This is a genomic window from Proteus myxofaciens ATCC 19692 (assembly GCF_001654855.1).
Taxonomy (GTDB): Bacteria; Pseudomonadota; Gammaproteobacteria; order Enterobacterales; family Enterobacteriaceae; genus Proteus; species Proteus myxofaciens.
The window spans coordinates 59,990-76,761 of sequence record NZ_LXEN01000066.1; the positions used below are offsets into that span (position 1 = coordinate 59,990).

The following is a 16,772-nucleotide window of genomic DNA, read 5'->3' on the forward strand; positions in this document are numbered from 1 at the left end:
TATGTCTACATACGTTATTTCAAGTAAAAACGCTGGGCTTGATTATTTAAGAAAACACGCTTCAACAAATTTTCTTAATAATGATAGAACAATAAGAGAAAAGCTGACTTATTTAAAAGATTGTATTATTTCAATATTTAATATTAATCATAAATTTGCACGTTTAGGCAATAAGTCAATTGCAGAATTTAATTTTGAGCATATGCAAGAAGATATAAGTAAGTTTATAAATAATCCAGCACTTAATAACGATCACCTCAAAGATCAAGAAGACTTTGTTAAATATAAATTTGAATATAATCAAAATAGTATACTGCCTAATATAAACGATATTTATCGCTCAGGACGAATAGAACCCAATGAGATGATTACCCAATCAATAAATTATTTAAATAAATTTAAACTAAATAAATTATCTAATGATGAAAAACAGTACTATTCCTCGGTGAAGGGTATTCTTCAGATTATTATTGATAAAAAGGACATAATAAGGAACGAAGATCTCATTAAAAAAATAGAGGATGTTTCCAATAGTGCAATGCGTTAAGATGCATTGTTACACAGAGAACACTTGAGCCAACCTCCGTTTTCAGGCATAACTGTAGAAGGTTTGTAGGAGGATAAACGGAGAGGATTTATGCGCTGGCTGATGAAAAGTTTAGTATCTCTGATACTAATAGTCATACTATTTATTATTGTGATCTACGCTTTTGTTCAAACACAATGGGGCGCTCAAAAAACTAGCGAATGGCTAACACAATATAGCGATTATGATGTCCGCTTTTCTGGAATAGAGCATAACTTTACCCAGCCTGAACAAGTCACCATTCATGAGCTGTCGATTAATCAAAAACAAAATAAAACCACATTGGTTGCTAATTCAGCGCAACTTAAATTTAATTGGCAATCTTTTCTTTTTCCTACCCACCTACAAAAAATCACACTGGAAAATGGCAAGATTGTCATCACAGATAAAATAGCTGCATTACCTATCAGTGCAGATATTTTACAATTTAAAAATATGACGCTGCAAAGTGCTCAGTCAGATATCACGTTTTCTGCTGAGAAAATCACAGGCGGTATCACACCTTGGCAGCCTACAGCGGAAAATAGCTTTGGTTCTGGTCATTTTCAATTTTCTATTGCCAATGGCCACATTAACGATAATCTATTTAATCATTTTATTATTTCTGGTGAGTATCAACCTAATCATATCCAAATTGATAAATTAGGGACTCAGTTACTTAATGGTTCACTATCTTTCAATGGACAATATCAAAATAATCGTTGGACATTAAATGACGTCTATATGAATGGTATTCGTTGGCAATCAACAAAAACACTTTCAGAACTTATACAGTCAATGAAGCAGACGCCTGCCATTAATATCAATAGCCTCAATATTGTTGATTTAACCGCAGAAGGTAAACAATGGGCAATCAGTGGATTTGATGGGCAATTTTCGCAGTTAGAGTGGGATAAAACATTTTCTGTTAGCCGTGGTGAGCTTAATGCCGATGATATTGTGATTAACGATAATCATATGACTGACCTAATAGCCAAACTAGACCAACAAAATGATCATCTCAATGTTGATAATTTAAGCCTACGCTATGAAAAAGGCATCATTAAACTGTCTGGTTATTGGAATAAAGCAGATAAAACATTAGCGATTAAAAATGCAACGCTATCGGGTATTTTATATACATTACCGAAAAACTGGCTTTCGTTCTTCGCTGAACCTATTGATAAATCGAGTAATATTGAAAATATCAACATCGAAAAATTATCTATTAGCCAATCTATTTTAATTGATATTTCACCAGATTTTCCTTTTCAATTCACAGGATTAGCCGCTAATATACAAAACTTAATGGTGGCAAAAAATGGAGAATGGGGATTATGGCAAGGTACTGCAACCTTCAATGCGGACAGCGGTACATTAAATCGTATTGAATTACGACGTCCTGATCTCACCATTGAGACACAACAAGACAAAGCAATCGCTAAGTCGTTCTCTGCTTTTGTTGATAGTGGGCTTATTCAAGGTGCTGCCGTACTTGACCAAGCAAATAACCAAAGACACTTTTCATTGATTGCAAATGGACTCAATGTTCCACTTTCAGTCCCCAATAGCTTAGGATGGAGAACACCTTCGTTAACTGAAAACGGTAAGTTTACGCTAAAAATCAAAGGTGAATTACGAGCTAACCCTATTTCATCCACATTAAACGGTTCTCTTTGCGCGCAACAAGAGGGGCAAATTCTTATCGATGAAACAATGAGCCAGGGTGAAATCACTGATAATTTATAGTTTTTATTATTAATGGGATCTTATTACAAGCATTTTTCTTATTTGTGGAGTTATCATGTCTGACGACAATTTTTCACCTCAAAAAATAGCATTAACGACCTTTCAACAATCGCCTTTAGACGTGCTTGAAAAGAACAGCACTATTGAAGTGTGTGATGATAATCATGCCTCTTTATTCTATTGCCTTTCAAAACAAGACTATGATGCATTAATTGAACGCGTTATGGATGCAGAATTTGCAGCGATTGTACTTGAACGTCGTCAAAAAAAGTTAGATACGCTTGATTTAGACTAATTTAATGATACGGCGTATCTGTGTTAAGTAATAGCAAAACACCCTAAAAAAACAAGATTTATATTTCTCACTTTTAGGGTGCTAATAATATTTTTTATGGTAGAAATCTGGATTAATTACCGTTTTTTCTTTTTACGTCCAGGTTGAACAAAGCGCTTACGCGAATTATTCTCTGGCTCTTTTGTTTTGGTTGTAGGGATATGAATACCTAACGCTTTTGCGTTACTACTAGCTTGCTTTTTCGACTTATTTTGCTTTGGTTTTGGTGCTTCTGATGTCGATTTTTCGATTGCATCAAATAATGTAATCAACTCATCATCAGTTAAATCACGCCATTCACCAACGGGTAACCCTGATAAGCCTACATTCATAATGCGAATACGTTCTAATTTAGTTACTTCATGATCAAAATATTCGCACATACGGCGAATTTGTCGATTTAATCCTTGAACTAAGGTAATACGGAACACCATTGGTGCTTCTTTTTTTACCTTACATTTTTTGGTTTTTTGTCCCATGATAGGAACACCAGCAGCCATGCCTCGTATAAAGTCATCCGTTATCGGTTTATTTACCGTGACAAGATATTCTTTTTCATGATCATTTCCAGCACGTAAAATTTTATTGACTAAATCACCATGATTAGTCAATAAAATCAGCCCTTGAGAGTCTTTATCTAAACGACCAATAGGAAAAATACGCGTACTGTGATTAACATAGTCAACAATGTTATCTTTTTCGCCATCATCAGTCGTACTCACGATACCTACTGGCTTATTCAAAGCAATCAAGACTAATTCAGAATTATTTTCAGCCTCTATTAAACGTCCATTCACTTTAACTTCATCGCCAGCAAAAACTTGCGTACCCACAGAAGCACGTTTGCCATTAACGACAACGAGCCCTTGTTCAATATAACGATCTGCTTCACGGCGTGAGCAAATTCCGCTTTCACTGATATATTTATTAAGACGAGTAGATAAATTGGTGTCCATGCTTCCCTCCATAAATTGCGAAATATACATCAATTAGATAGGGATAGAAACTCTATGATAGCAACAATAAAATAAGGTCACTTTTTATGCCGTTTTTTAATGTAAAAAAGAGAGAGAAAACAATAATTTTGGAAAAGAAAAATCTAATATTTCAATAAATTTATTTAAGATTGTTCATTTTGAGAAGGAAGCATAATATAAGTCCCACTAAAGACTGCGCCTACACCTTCATCACCACAAATATCAACATCCAATTTGATACGCGCTTTACTACCTTTTGCTAATCGTCCTAAATCACCACTTAAATATTCCATATCCGCAATTGCAACAGGACGCCCTGTAACAGGCTTACGGTAACGTATATGGGCATCTACCAACACGATATCGCCTTGTAAATTATGCTCTTGCATTAAAAGCCAAATTAATCCCCACCCTGTTAATGTCGCCAGTGAAAACTGGCTTCCTGCAAAAATAGTATGATGAGGATTTTGATTACCTGATTCTGGCATTGTGGTATAAAAACGTGTGCCCGTATATTGAGTGATGCGCAATCCCATTTTTTCACTCAATGGAATATGCTGATGCCATTGTTTTTGTAACTCAGCACACCAATCAGGACGATGAAGAATATCATCTAAAGACTCAATACTTTTTTTCATAAAGTAATGTTTTATCGGTGTTGTTTGAGGACCGGTCACTAACCCACTATTTTCATAGCCTAACTTTTCAAAAAAATGAACAGACTCTTCTCGTGCACTACAAACAATGCGCTTAACCCCTTCTTGCCGAGCTAATGACTCAAGAGCCATCGCAATAAGCGTACCGAGACCTTTTCCTTGAGCATCAGTACGAACTGCCATAAAACGGATTGCACCTTCATTGTCAGCATTAATATAAAGACGACCAATGGCGACAGGACTTCCTGTTTCATCAATCACCATTTGATGGTGTGCGATTGAATCATAACCGTCTTTTTCAGAGCCTTCAGGTTGATGTAACGGTTTACGAAGCATTTCCCAACGAAACATATAATAAGCGTCAAACTCTGCTTGTGTTTTTGGGGTTCGTAAATGATACATATTTAAGCTCCTATTAATAGCATGCCCTTAGGCTACATTGGCAGGCTACACCTGTAGCCAAAAGGTAACGGGACCATCATTCGTTAATGTAATCTGCATATCAGCAGCAAATTGGCCTGTTTGTGTTTCTATACCTTGTTGCTGACATTGTTTAACGAAGTACTGATAAAGCGTGTTGGCTAATTCAGGTGGTGCGCCATTAGAAAAACCCGGTCTCATTCCTTTTTGTGTATCAGCAGCCAACGTAAATTGAGAAACGACCAGTAATTTGCCACCTACTTGCTGTACATTCAGATTCATTTTGTCATTTTCATCACTGAATATACGATAGCCGCACACCTTCTCACATAATCTTTTCGCTTTCTGCTCGTTATCGTCTTTTTCAACACCTAATAAAACAAGTAATCCTTGCTCAATAGCACCAACAGTATCACCAGCAATATCAACTTTGGCTTGAGTGACGCGTTGAATTAATGCAATCATTTATCTCTCCTCAATACATCAACAAAAAGGATAACAAAATCAATCTATTGTTACCCTTATATACTTATTATTCTTCAACTGGGAGAGAAAAATCATAATCTTTAAAGTAATCAATAATTGTATTTCTATCAACAACATGAACACCTTTAATGCCTGTAGCAATAGCGGCATCAACATTGGCTTTAAGATCGTCAAAGAAAACAGTATGTTCTGCAGAAATATCTTCAGATTGTAAAACATATTTATAAATCTCAGGATCAGGTTTTCTCATACCAATATCTTGAGATAAATATAGGAAATCAGCTGAAGCTGCTATTTCTGGATAATGATGAGGCCAGTAATCTTGATGTAAGCGATTAGTATTCGATAGCACAACAACACGATGTCCTTGCTCTCTTAACTTATTCATTATATCAATGACTTCTGGACGTAATGCGATGAAAATCGCTTGCCAACCTTCAGCGAATTGTTCAAAACTTAATCCGATACCTAATTCAGTACAGACTGATTCAGCAAACTCTAAATCGCTAATATTACCGCGTTCATGTAATTTAAAGCTTTCACCTGCGGTAAAGTTATCTTTTATATTCGCTAATGGCACACCACTAAGTTTACTCCATACAGCGAAAACTCTGTTGAAATCAATATCGATAATCACATTACCCATATCAAAGATATAAAGCATAAATCCTCTCCATAATAAAAAACTCGTTTTACTTTAATCATAAATCGGGTTACTGAACAGGCTTAAACTTCAAAAAAACACAATAATTATTCTTAATTTTTTATAAAACATAACACCAGAGAAAATATAAAGAAAAATAAGGTAAAAATAATCGTCACCAATAATGAGCAATCTCATCAATCGTTTTCATCTGTGGTTTAAAATAAAATGAAGATTAAATTGATTATATACAACACGTTAGTTGTATTATGTTTAAAATACAATTCTTTAGTTATATCAAAGATCAAAAACAACTTAGGCGTTGTAAATTAAAGGCTTGGGATAAAGAGAAGAGAAAAACGCAAGGTGAAATAGAAAAACATATGCGGTGGCATTTATTCCACCACATTGTCATACATAATAAACTCAGGGCGCTAAAGCGCCCTAAGAATTATGCTATCAAAATAACGAATTAGTCTTTGCTACGGTAAGCACGACGACGATCGTTTTCTGATAAGAAACGTTTACGCAGACGGATAGATTGCGGTGTTACTTCCACTAACTCATCATCATCAATAAACTCTAAAGCTTGTTCTAAAGTTTGTTTGATGTGTGGTGTCAATGTCGTTGCTTCATCAGTACCAGAAGCACGCATGTTAGTCAGTTTTTTACCCGTTAAGCAGTTAACTGTTAAGTCATTAGAACGAGTATGAATACCAATGACTTGGCCTTCATAAACCTCAGCACCATGAGTAACAAACAGTTTACCACGCTCTTGTAAGCTATATAACGCGTATGCAACGGCTTTACCTTGACCATTAGAGATCATAACACCGTTGTTACGACGACCGATTTCACCAGGACGAACATCATCATAATGACTGAATGTTGCATACAGTAAACCTGTACCTGAGGTCATTGTCATAAACTCAGTACGGAAACCGATTAAACCACGACTAGGAATGATATAGTCTAAACGCACACGACCTTTACCATCGGGTAACATATCGCGCATTTCACCTTTACGTTCACCCATCGCTTGCATCACATCACCTTGGTGCTGTTCTTCAATATCGATAGTGACTTGCTCGAATGGCTCTTGTTTACGACCATCAATGTCACGGAAAATAACTTTAGGACGTGAAACACCTAGCTCGTAACCTTCACGACGCATGTTTTCAATCAGAACTGATAAGTGAAGCTCACCACGACCTGATACACGGAATGCATCTGGATCTTCAGTTTCTTCTACACGTAATGCAACGTTGTGTACTAGCTCTTTCTTTAGGCGATCTAAGATCTGACGTGAAGTCACATATTTACCTTCACGACCACAGAATGGAGAGGTATTTACACAGAAGTACATGCTAACCGTTGGTTCATCAACAGCGAGAGCAGGTAAGGCTTCAACAGCACCCACTTCACAAATAGTATCTGAAATATTCAGCTCACCTAAACCTGTGATAGCAATGATATCACCAGCTTCGGCAACATCAACTTCAATACGCTCTAAACCTAAGTGGCCTAATACTTTACCCACTTTACCGTTACGTGTATTGCCTTCACTATCAATCAGTGTGATTTGTTGGTTAGGCTTAACTTTACCACGTTTAATACGACCGATACCGATCACACCAAGGTAGTTGTTGTAGTCCAATTGAGAAATTTGCATCTGGAAAGTGCCATCCAGATCAACTTTCGGTGGCTCTACATATTTAACGATAGCTTCATATAATGGCGTCATATCATCAGCCATATCGTTAAAATCAGTTCCCGCAATACCATTTAATGCAGATGCATAGATGATAGGGAAATCAAGTTGTTCATCAGTCGCGCCCAAGTTGACGAACAGGTCAAATACCTGATCAACAACCCAATCAGGACGAGCACCAGGACGGTCAACTTTATTGATAACAACAATAGGTTTTAGGCCATAAGCAAATGCTTTTTGCGTCACAAAACGAGTTTGTGGCATTGGGCCGTCAGTCGCGTCAACCAGCAATAGAACGCTGTCTACCATAGACATAACACGTTCTACCTCACCACCGAAGTCGGCGTGTCCTGGGGTATCTACGATATTGATACGATAGTCATTCCATTTAATCGCTGTATTTTTCGCAAGAATAGTAATTCCGCGCTCTCTTTCGAGATCATTTGAATCCATCACGCGCTCAGCCAGCGTCTCACGTTCACCGAACGTACCGGACTGCTGTAATAATTTATCGACAATAGTAGTTTTACCATGGTCAACGTGGGCGATGATGGCGATATTACGCAAGTTTTCGATCACAAAATTTGCCTCAGGCATTGTAGAAATAAGCGCATTATTGTACACGCTTTAGACGAGAGACTAAACAAGATCACAATAATGTTTGCTTAACAATACGCAATTTATTGAATTGTGATCTTTTTCACGCCTCAGAATTTAGTGGTATTGGTTGATTGCACCAAAATGGAGCATTCAAACAGGCTTAATTTGCACTGAAATTGTGCAATAATTAAAGGTTCACATGAGGTATTCTACACTAAAGTTCGTGAATACTGTATATATCCCTTTATAGATAAGTTGGCACGCTTTTCGCAATAGTATTTTGGTGAGCATATAATTCACCAAAAAATGTGTAAGGCTACTGCACTCATAAAACCCATTCGCCAGGAGAGTTTCTATGTCCCTTGAACATGTATTATCCATGATTGAAGAACATAAAGTTAGATATATTGACTTACGTTTTACTGATACACGCGGCAAAGAACAACATATTACTATCCCTGCCCATCAGGTTAACGATGATTTCTTTGAAGAAGGAAAAATGTTCGATGGCTCCTCTATTGGCGGTTGGAAAGGTATTAACGAATCAGACATGGTGCTAATGCCTGATGCATCAACAGCAATGTTAGACCCTTTTTTCCAAGATCCCACACTCATTATTCGTTGTGATGTTTTAGAGCCAGGTACATTGAAGGGATATGATCGTGACCCACGTTCTATCTCTAAACGTGCTGAAGCCTACTTATTATCTTGTGAAATTGCAGATACGGTGTTATTCGGACCTGAGCCTGAATTTTTCTTGTTTGATGACATTCGTTTTAAAAATGATATTTCAGGAGCTTCATACGCAATCAATGATATTGAAGCTGCATGGAATACAAATACTCAATATGAAGAAGGTAATAAAGGCCACAGACCTATGGTCAAAGGCGGTTATTTCCCATTACCTCCTGTTGATTCTTCACAAGATATTCGTTCTACCATGTGTAATATCATGGAAGAAATGGGCTTAGTTGTTGAAGCACATCACCATGAAGTTGCAACAGCTGGCCAAAATGAAGTTGCGACTCGCTTTAATACAATGACTAAAAAAGCCGATGAAACGCAAATCTATAAATACGTCGTGCAAAATGTGGCTCATGTATTTAATAAAACGGCGACCTTTATGCCAAAACCTTTAGTGGGTGATAATGGCTCTGGTATGCATTGTCATATGTCACTATCTAAAAATGGCGTCAATTTATTTGCAGGTGATAAATACGGCGGATTATCTGAAACGGCACTTTATTATATTGGCGGCATTATCAAACATGCACGCGCTTTAAATGCGTTTACTAACCCAACAACAAACTCTTACAAACGTTTAGTTCCTGGTTTTGAGGCACCTGTTATGTTGGCTTATTCTGCGCGTAACCGCTCTGCATCTATTCGTATTCCAGTAGTGGCTAGCACAAAAGCACGCCGTATTGAGGTTCGTTTTCCAGATCCTCTAGCAAATCCTTATCTTGCTTTCGCAGCTCAATTAATGGCTGGTCTTGATGGCATTATCAATAAGATACATCCTGGTGATGCTATGGATAAAAACCTCTATGACTTACCACCTGAAGAAGCAAAAGAAATTCCAACAGTCGCAACTTCATTAGAAGAAGCATTAAACGCGTTAGATAGTGATCGTGAATTCTTAACACAAGGTGGCGTCTTTACTGATGATTCTATTGATGCTTACTTAACGTTATTAAGAGCAGATGTACAACGTGTTCGTATGGCACCACATCCTCTTGAGTTTGAAATGTATTACAGTGCTTAATTCAACTAATTAACATTATAAATGCGCTGTGACTAATATTTTTGCCTTGATGCTATTTTTGCCCGTCTTCGGATGGGCACTTTTCTCCCATTTAAGGAGCAAGTCTGTTCACTAAGACAAAATAAGGTAAGATGCACTAAAACAGTGCAATGGGGATCAATATGGCAATAGAAACGGCAAACTTACCTGATAACACATTAATTTTGGACTCTTTACTGCATAGCGTATTAGTAATTAATAAAGAGTTTATAATTTGTTATGCAAATCATTCAGCATTACAGATGTTAGCACAAAGTCGCCGAAAACTATTTGAGACTCCTTTCACAGCCCTTTTCAGTTATTACTCTTTTGATACTGAATTAATGCGAGAAGCCTTAGCAAACGGACAAAGTTTCACTGATAACGAAGTGATTTTGGTAATAAACAACCAATCACACACAATGTCGCTTAGTGCCCAACCGATTTCCAAACAACATATTTTGCTGGAACTGACGCCTATGGATAGTCAACGTCGGTTAAGCCAAGAGCAGATACAACAAGCCCAACAAATGGCTGCGCGGGAATTGGTTCGGGGGCTGGCACATGAAATAAAAAATCCTCTAGGTGGATTACGAGGTGCTGCACAGTTACTTGCAAAATCACTGCCTGACCCTGCTCTAATCGAATATACTCAAGTCATTATTGAGCAAGCAGATCGCTTACGAGTGCTGGTTGATAGGTTGCTTGGTCCACAACATCCTGGCACAAAAACCAAGCAAAGTATTCATTATGCAGTTGAACGCGTCGCTCAACTTATCTCCCTTGAATGTCCAGAAAATGTCACCTTATTAAAAGATTATGATCCAAGCTTACCCGAGCTTTCGCACTATCCTGATCAAATAGAACAAGTGCTACTGAATATTACACGAAATGCGTTACAAGCTGTTGAAAAAACAGGTGGAACAATTATTTTGCGTACACGTACTGCATTTCAAGTGACACTTCATGGTGAGCGGCAACGCCTTGTAGCTCGCATTGATGTTATCGATACTGGTGATGGTATTCCTCCTCATTTACAAGATACACTTTTTTATCCCATGGTCAGTGGGCGTGACGGAGGTAATGGACTAGGGCTATCAATTGCACGCAGTTTGGTTGATCAGCATACAGGTAAAATTGAATTTACAAGTTGGCCTGGAAATACTGAGTTTTCAATTTACTTGCCAATCAAATAGGAGATAGCCAATGCAAAAAGGAAATGTATGGGTTGTTGATGATGACAACTCTATTCGTTGGGTACTTGAGCGTGCAATAACACGAGAAGGCATGTTATGTAGAGTCTTTGAGCATGCAAATGATGTATTAAGCGCACTGAATAGTGAACTACCAGATGTTTTACTCTCTGATATTCGTATGCCTGATATTGATGGGTTATCTCTACTCAATACGATTAAAGAACACTATCCTACACTCCCTGTTATTATTATGACAGCACACTCCGATCTTGATGCTGCCGTGAATGCTTACCAGCAAGGTGCATTTGATTATCTTCCTAAACCTTTTGATATTGATGAAACGCTTGCGTTAATTGAAAGGGCAATTACTCACTATCGTGAGCAAAAACAGCCTAATACCGCAGATAATGCTCTACAATCTGTTTCTGATATGATTGGTGAAGCACCCGCGATGCAAGAGGTTTATCGTATTATCGGTCGTTTATCTCGCTCATCAATTAGTGTATTGATTAACGGTGAGTCAGGAACAGGAAAAGAGCTTGTCGCACATGCCCTGCATCGCCATAGCCCTAGAGCTTTGGCACCTTTTATTGCCTTAAATATGGCTGCAATCCCTAAAGATTTAATTGAATCAGAACTATTTGGTCATGAAAAAGGAGCCTTTACAGGTGCCTCACAAGTACGTCAAGGGCGTTTTGAACAAGCTAATGGGGGTTCTCTTTTCCTTGATGAAATTGGGGATATGCCGCTTGATATTCAAACGCGATTATTGCGAGTCCTTGCTGAAGGACAATTTTATCGTGTCGGGGGTTATGCACCCGTAAAAGTAGATGTACGTATTATTGCTGCGACACATCAAGATTTAGAAAAACGCGTTAATGAAGGCGATTTTCGTGAAGATCTTTATCACAGACTAAATGTTATTCGTATTCAATTACCCCCTCTACGTGATAGAGCAGAAGATATTCCAAGTTTAGCGCGTTATTTCTTACAAAAAACAGCAAAAGAGCTAGGTGTAGAAGCTAAAATACTTCATCAGCAAACGTTACACATAATGATGGAATATTCTTGGTCAGGGAATGTCAGACAATTAGAAAATGTCTGTCGTTGGTTAACGGTAATGACGGCTAGCCAAGAAATTATGCCACAAGATTTACCTCCTGAAATTCGCCAAATTGATGAGAAGAATAAAAATATCAATCGCCAGGCATCTCAACATTGGTCATACCATCTTGCGCAATGGGCTGATGAAATGTTAAGTGAAGGCAAAGAAAACCTTCTTGATGATGCACTTCCTCAATTTGAACGCATACTTTTACTCAGCGCATTAGCGTATACACAAGGGCATAAACAAGATGCAGCACGTTTATTAGGCTGGGGTAGAAATACATTAACCCGTAAACTTAAAGAGTTAGGTATAGAGGGCTATTGAGCCTCTATACCCTTGATAACTAATATTAATAATTAGGCTAAATTACACGAGAAAATTGGCGTTGACGCATTTGATTACGCAGATAAGTATCAAAACACATACAGATATTACGAATAAGTAAACGGCCTTGCGGTGTTACATAAATACTCTCTTTCGTGATTTCCACTAGCCCATCATCCTTCATTGGACCTAATAGCTCTAAATCCTCTTTGAAATAATCTTTAAAAACAATATGATGTAACTTCTCTATTTCAGAAAAATGAAGGCTAAAATTACAAATTAAGGTTTTAATCACATCACGACGAATACAATCATCCTCAGTTAAAGATAATCCTCGCCATAATGCCGTACCTTCACGATTAACTCGTGCATAATAATCTTTTAGTACTTTTTCATTTTGAGCATAATTATCACCTAGCATACTAATAGCTGATACACCCATTCCCAATAAATCACACTCTTCATGAGTGGTATAACCTTGGAAATTACGATGTAAAATGCCCTTACGCTGTGCAACGGCTAATTCATCATCAGGTTTTGCAAAATGATCCATACCAATAAATTGATAGCCATTACCTGTTAGGGTTGAAATCGTCTCTTGCAAGATTTCTAGTTTTTCTTCTGCTAACGGTAAGTCTTCATCTTTAATTTTACGTTGAGCTGCAAATAAATTAGGTAAATGCGCATAATTAAATACACTAAGGCGATCTGGTGATAACTCAATCACGCGTTGTAAGGTAAATGCAAAACGTTCTTTTGTTTGTTTTGGTAGACCATAAATCAAATCAATACTCGTTGAATGAAATCCTACTTCACGAGCCCGCTGAACTAAGGCAAAAATAAAATCTTCATCTTGTTCACGATTTACCTTCTGCTGCACTTCTTTATTAAAATCTTGTACGCCCATACTCAGACGATTAAATCCTTCATTATGTAAATGATCGATAACATCTAATTCAATTTCACGAGGATCAATTTCAATAGAAAGTTCAGCATTTTCAACAAAATGAAAATGTTCACGTAAAAGTGACACTAATCGGCTGATCTGCTGTTTATCAAGAAAAGTCGGTGTTCCACCACCCCAATGCATTTGCGTAACATTTCTATTTTTAAAATAACGAGATTGATGGATAATTTCTTTTTCTAAAACATCAAGATACTCATCTGCTTTGTGTTTATGGCGTGTAATGATTTTATTGCAACCACAGAAATAGCACAGTTTATGGCAGAAAGGGATATGGATATAAAGAGATAATGGACGTTCAGGATAACGTTGTGTCGCTTTGATAAAATCATCATCACCATATTGCTGATTAAATTCCAGTGCGGTTGGGTATGATGTGTAACGGGGACCTGAATAGTTATATTTATTGATAAGAGCGAGGTCCCAAATAATTGTTTGTTCTGACATGTCTCTACCTTCCAAAAGTGAACTGCTGATATGTCATACCAGCCAACAGACATTTGCATCTCTGAAATAATAGTGTAACCAATAAATGATTTGCTGAATATGAAAGAAAAAATCTTAAACTAAGTTCTTTCTCATGTTAGCAAGCCGTTCTCATCAAAAACAATGATGTGATATAAGTCACATTACAAATAAATAATTTTATCAATAAATGGAACTGGTAAAAAATTTCAAATTTATTCAATAAGTTAGTTAGCTATTATAGATAAATGATATTTTTTGATGAGATTTATAGCATATTTTTGAAAAGAAATTACTCAAAATAAGATTTAATTTAATTAATTATATCGTTATATTAACTTTACTACTGTTTTATTCTTTTAAATTATAGTGACTATTACAATCATTATAATTAAATCTTTACCTAATAAATAATATTACATATTCTAGGGTTAAACATTGATTAATATCTATTTACGTCGTGTTTTGATGATAATTTGAGAGTCATTAAAAGAATATAGGTCGCTATATTACAAGGATAGATAGCACTCCCCATACCTAATCTTGTTCTCTTTAATTTTTCTCTTATTAAATCAGTCTCTTTTATACCCGAATTATGGATTAATCACTATGGAAGGAAATGGACTGGCAACCACGGATGGTTTTAATAATACCTAATTATATTTTCACTTCTTATTTATATTAATGTGTTAATTTTTCTTCTTATTCTGCCTTAAATAATAACTAGATTATGTATAGTTACGTATTTAATCAATACGTATATATTAGGTAAATAATAAAAAGACCCTGCTTTTTAATATCTATAACAGAGTCTTTTAAGAACAATTAATTTATAACAAAAAGTTAATTTGCTTCTTTAGCGTAATTAGGTGAGCGAGGTCCATATAAAATACTATTAGCACTACCTGCTGAAAGTAAACGAACACTTGTTACACCGGCAACTTCATGACCTTTATCTGTCACTGTATTCACAATTTGATTAACAACAGCAGAGACTAACATTCCAACAAGCCCACCAGAATTATTTTGATTTTCATTACTTGATGCTGTTGCAGAACCACTCCATAAAACAGCATCATTACGTAAATCAACTAATTTAGCACTTACGGTAACACGAGTGTCACTTGATATTACCTGGTAAGACGTACCATATTCTTTAATATCTAAATATAAAACAGAATCTGCACCAAAAATCTCATGTAATTTTTTAGGTGATACCGCTTGGATATCCCCCGCCATTGTTAAACCATTATATTTAAATGTTTCTTCAACAACGGAAACAGGAAAAACATAATAACCAGCTTCAGCTAAAGGGTAAGTCACTTGTGATAAAACACTGTGGCCCGCTTCAACTTCTGTTGTTTGGTTTTGTGGTAATAACACCAAAATACTCTTTGGCTTACTTTGCTTAAATGCGGTGTAATCTGTTTTTACCGGTTGAGCACAACCAGAAATAACGAAAGTAAATACAATACAAACTAAAGCAAATAAACGACTCATTTTTTCATTCCTTTGTTTTTCATCAGAAAGTCCATAAATTCTGCTGATTCAGGATAGAGTACTTTTTCTTCATTAAATTCGGCTACTGCTAAATCTAATGCCCCTGTTTCACCATATAGCATCCCTAAATGAGCATGTAATCCAGGAGGAACACCCAATGACTTAGCACGTGATATTTCGATACTTTTTTTCAATGCATCAATTTGTGCTTGAGGATCACTACCATCCGTTTGATAACGTTGATAAACCACTGTTTGATAACTATCCCAGTTATAAAGTGGTTTTTGACCACCAGCACAACCTGTTAGTAATAATGCCCCTAAAGTAAGACCGATTAATGCTTTAGACATTTTATATCCTTATAAAATCAAGATTATTTACTTGGCTGCCAAGCGTTATTTTCTATACCGGTAACTAAATTATTTACCGCTTCACGAATGGCTAAATCGAGCACTTTTCCGTTTAAAGTTGAGTCATAACTTGCGGTGCTACCAAAACCAATAATTTCACGATTAGATAATTCATATTCCCCAGCCCCTTGTGCTGAGAAAACAACTTCTGATGTATTCACATTAACCACATTTAAATTCACTTTAGCGTAAGCAACTTGAACTTTTCCGCGGCCTAAAATACCGAATAATTGGCGATCGCCTACTTCTTTACGACCAAATTCAGTTACATCACCAGTGATTACATAAGTTGCACCTTTTAGTTGCTGGTTTTGTCCTTTAATACTCGCTTCTTCTTTTAGTTCAGATAAATTAGCGCGATCTAATACATTAAAACGACCAGTTTGTTGTAAATGCGTCATCAAAATTGTTTTAGATTGATTACCTAATTTATCAACACCATCAGAAAAAATACCGTTCATATAACTAGAACGATTATCAAACTTACCAATTGAAATAGCGCTTTTAGGGCCAGAGTAAGTTGTATTATAAGTAGCAACTTTAGCGACTTCTAATGAACGTGAAGATTCTGAAGCACAACCTGCCAGCAATGTTGCTGAAATCATAATCAAACCAAGAGATAACTTATTTACATTCATATTAATAACCTAAAAAAGGGAAATAAACGCATTACAATTTATTCAATTTATTGAAATCAAATAAATATTCAAAAAATAGATAATAATTAGTTATTTAGTATAGAAACCAATGGTAATAACCATACTAATTATATGGCTACCATATATCCAACGTAGCTATAATATAAATGTAATTGGCTATAGGGGAAATAAAGAATACTATTTAAAATTAAGAAAAATTTAATCTAATACAAATAGAGAATT

At 36.3% G+C, this 16,772-nt stretch carries 15 protein-coding genes; 6 read left to right on the forward strand and 9 right to left on the reverse strand.

Annotation, left to right across the window (positions count from 1 at the left end; all coding sequences use genetic code 11):
* Position 1: 1 nt before the first annotated feature.
* From M983_RS07430 to M983_RS07440, 3 genes are all read left to right on the forward strand, one after another.
* Complete coding sequence (locus M983_RS07430; RefSeq protein ID WP_066749394.1) at positions 2–547, forward strand: hypothetical protein; 546 nt, start codon at positions 2–4, stop codon at positions 545–547.
* 90 nt (positions 548–637) lie between these two features.
* Positions 638–2,314, forward strand: a complete 1,677-nt coding sequence (locus M983_RS07435) for an AsmA family protein (protein ID WP_066749397.1) — start codon at positions 638–640, stop codon at positions 2,312–2,314.
* Positions 2,315–2,369: 55 nt separating this feature from the next.
* Positions 2,370–2,609, forward strand: coding sequence for a hypothetical protein (locus M983_RS07440; protein WP_066749400.1), 240 nt, complete (start codon positions 2,370–2,372; stop codon positions 2,607–2,609).
* A gap of 116 nt (positions 2,610–2,725) precedes the next feature.
* On the opposite strand, the gene rluF is transcribed toward M983_RS07440, so the two are convergent.
* The 5 genes from rluF to typA form a co-directional block, all read right to left on the reverse strand.
* Positions 2,726–3,604 (reverse strand): 23S rRNA pseudouridine(2604) synthase RluF, encoded by an 879-nt coding sequence (rluF, locus tag M983_RS07445; protein ID WP_066749403.1) that lies wholly within the window; start codon positions 3,602–3,604, stop codon positions 2,726–2,728.
* 164 nt (positions 3,605–3,768) lie between these two features.
* Complete coding sequence (fabY, locus tag M983_RS07450; protein ID WP_066749407.1) at positions 3,769–4,683, reverse strand: fatty acid biosynthesis protein FabY; 915 nt, start codon at positions 4,681–4,683, stop codon at positions 3,769–3,771.
* 45 nt (positions 4,684–4,728) lie between these two features.
* The gene (dtd, locus tag M983_RS07455; RefSeq protein WP_066749410.1) at positions 4,729–5,166 is read right to left on the reverse strand and encodes a D-aminoacyl-tRNA deacylase; all 438 of its coding nucleotides are present in this window, start codon (positions 5,164–5,166) and stop codon (positions 4,729–4,731) included.
* Between the two features lie 67 nt (positions 5,167–5,233).
* Entirely contained in the window at positions 5,234–5,851 is a 618-nt protein-coding gene (gene yihX, locus M983_RS07460; protein WP_066749412.1) for a glucose-1-phosphatase, read from the reverse strand.
* A 451-nt stretch (positions 5,852–6,302) separates the two neighbouring features.
* Positions 6,303–8,138 carry a ribosome-dependent GTPase TypA gene (typA, locus tag M983_RS07470; protein ID WP_066749417.1) on the reverse strand — a complete coding sequence of 612 codons (1,836 nt, stop codon included), beginning with the start codon at positions 8,136–8,138 and terminating at the stop codon, positions 6,303–6,305.
* 358 nt (positions 8,139–8,496) lie between these two features.
* Between typA and glnA the strand changes: the two genes are divergently transcribed.
* From glnA to glnG, 3 genes are all read left to right on the forward strand, one after another.
* Positions 8,497–9,906 (forward strand): glutamate--ammonia ligase, encoded by a 1,410-nt coding sequence (glnA, locus tag M983_RS07475; RefSeq protein WP_066749418.1) that lies wholly within the window; start codon positions 8,497–8,499, stop codon positions 9,904–9,906.
* Positions 9,907–10,073: 167 nt separating this feature from the next.
* A complete protein-coding gene (gene glnL, locus M983_RS07480) occupies positions 10,074–11,120 on the forward strand; it encodes a nitrogen regulation protein NR(II) (protein WP_066749436.1) in 1,047 nt (348 codons plus the stop codon).
* 10 nt (positions 11,121–11,130) lie between these two features.
* Positions 11,131–12,552 (forward strand): nitrogen regulation protein NR(I), encoded by a 1,422-nt coding sequence (glnG, locus tag M983_RS07485; RefSeq protein WP_066749420.1) that lies wholly within the window; start codon positions 11,131–11,133, stop codon positions 12,550–12,552.
* A 37-nt stretch (positions 12,553–12,589) separates the two neighbouring features.
* Here the strand turns inward: glnG and hemN are convergent, their stop codons facing one another.
* From hemN to M983_RS07505, 4 genes are all read right to left on the reverse strand, one after another.
* Entirely contained in the window at positions 12,590–13,963 is a 1,374-nt protein-coding gene (gene hemN / locus M983_RS07490; protein ID WP_066749422.1) for an oxygen-independent coproporphyrinogen III oxidase, read from the reverse strand.
* 861 nt (positions 13,964–14,824) lie between these two features.
* The gene (locus M983_RS07495; RefSeq protein ID WP_066749424.1) at positions 14,825–15,481 is read right to left on the reverse strand and encodes a DUF799 domain-containing protein; all 657 of its coding nucleotides are present in this window, start codon (positions 15,479–15,481) and stop codon (positions 14,825–14,827) included.
* Complete coding sequence (locus tag M983_RS07500; RefSeq protein WP_066749426.1) at positions 15,478–15,831, reverse strand: DUF4810 domain-containing protein; 354 nt, start codon at positions 15,829–15,831, stop codon at positions 15,478–15,480. The genes M983_RS07495 and M983_RS07500 overlap by 4 nt, the downstream gene beginning before the upstream one ends.
* Positions 15,832–15,854: 23 nt before the next feature.
* Positions 15,855–16,529, reverse strand: a complete 675-nt coding sequence (locus M983_RS07505; protein ID WP_066749428.1) for a CsgG/HfaB family protein — start codon at positions 16,527–16,529, stop codon at positions 15,855–15,857.
* Between the last annotated feature and the right edge of the window lie 243 nt (positions 16,530–16,772).

Coding starts and splice junctions, on each gene's coding strand:
- M983_RS07430 (WP_066749394.1), top strand. CDS start 2: ATGTCTACATACGTTATTTCAAGTAAAAACGCTGGGCTTGATTATTTA.
- M983_RS07435 (WP_066749397.1), top strand. CDS start 638: ATGCGCTGGCTGATGAAAAGTTTAGTATCTCTGATACTAATAGTCATA.
- M983_RS07440 (WP_066749400.1), top strand. CDS start 2,370: ATGTCTGACGACAATTTTTCACCTCAAAAAATAGCATTAACGACCTTT.
- rluF (WP_066749403.1), bottom strand. CDS start 3,604: ATGGACACCAATTTATCTACTCGTCTTAATAAATATATCAGTGAAAGC.
- fabY (WP_066749407.1), bottom strand. CDS start 4,683: ATGTATCATTTACGAACCCCAAAAACACAAGCAGAGTTTGACGCTTAT.
- dtd (WP_066749410.1), bottom strand. CDS start 5,166: ATGATTGCATTAATTCAACGCGTCACTCAAGCCAAAGTTGATATTGCT.
- yihX (WP_066749412.1), bottom strand. CDS start 5,851: ATGCTTTATATCTTTGATATGGGTAATGTGATTATCGATATTGATTTC.
- typA (WP_066749417.1), bottom strand. CDS start 8,138: ATGCCTGAGGCAAATTTTGTGATCGAAAACTTGCGTAATATCGCCATC.
- glnA (WP_066749418.1), top strand. CDS start 8,497: ATGTCCCTTGAACATGTATTATCCATGATTGAAGAACATAAAGTTAGA.
- glnG (WP_066749420.1), top strand. CDS start 11,131: ATGCAAAAAGGAAATGTATGGGTTGTTGATGATGACAACTCTATTCGT.
- hemN (WP_066749422.1), bottom strand. CDS start 13,963: ATGTCAGAACAAACAATTATTTGGGACCTCGCTCTTATCAATAAATAT.
- M983_RS07495 (WP_066749424.1), bottom strand. CDS start 15,481: ATGAGTCGTTTATTTGCTTTAGTTTGTATTGTATTTACTTTCGTTATT.
- M983_RS07500 (WP_066749426.1), bottom strand. CDS start 15,831: ATGTCTAAAGCATTAATCGGTCTTACTTTAGGGGCATTATTACTAACA.
- M983_RS07505 (WP_066749428.1), bottom strand. CDS start 16,529: ATGAATGTAAATAAGTTATCTCTTGGTTTGATTATGATTTCAGCAACA.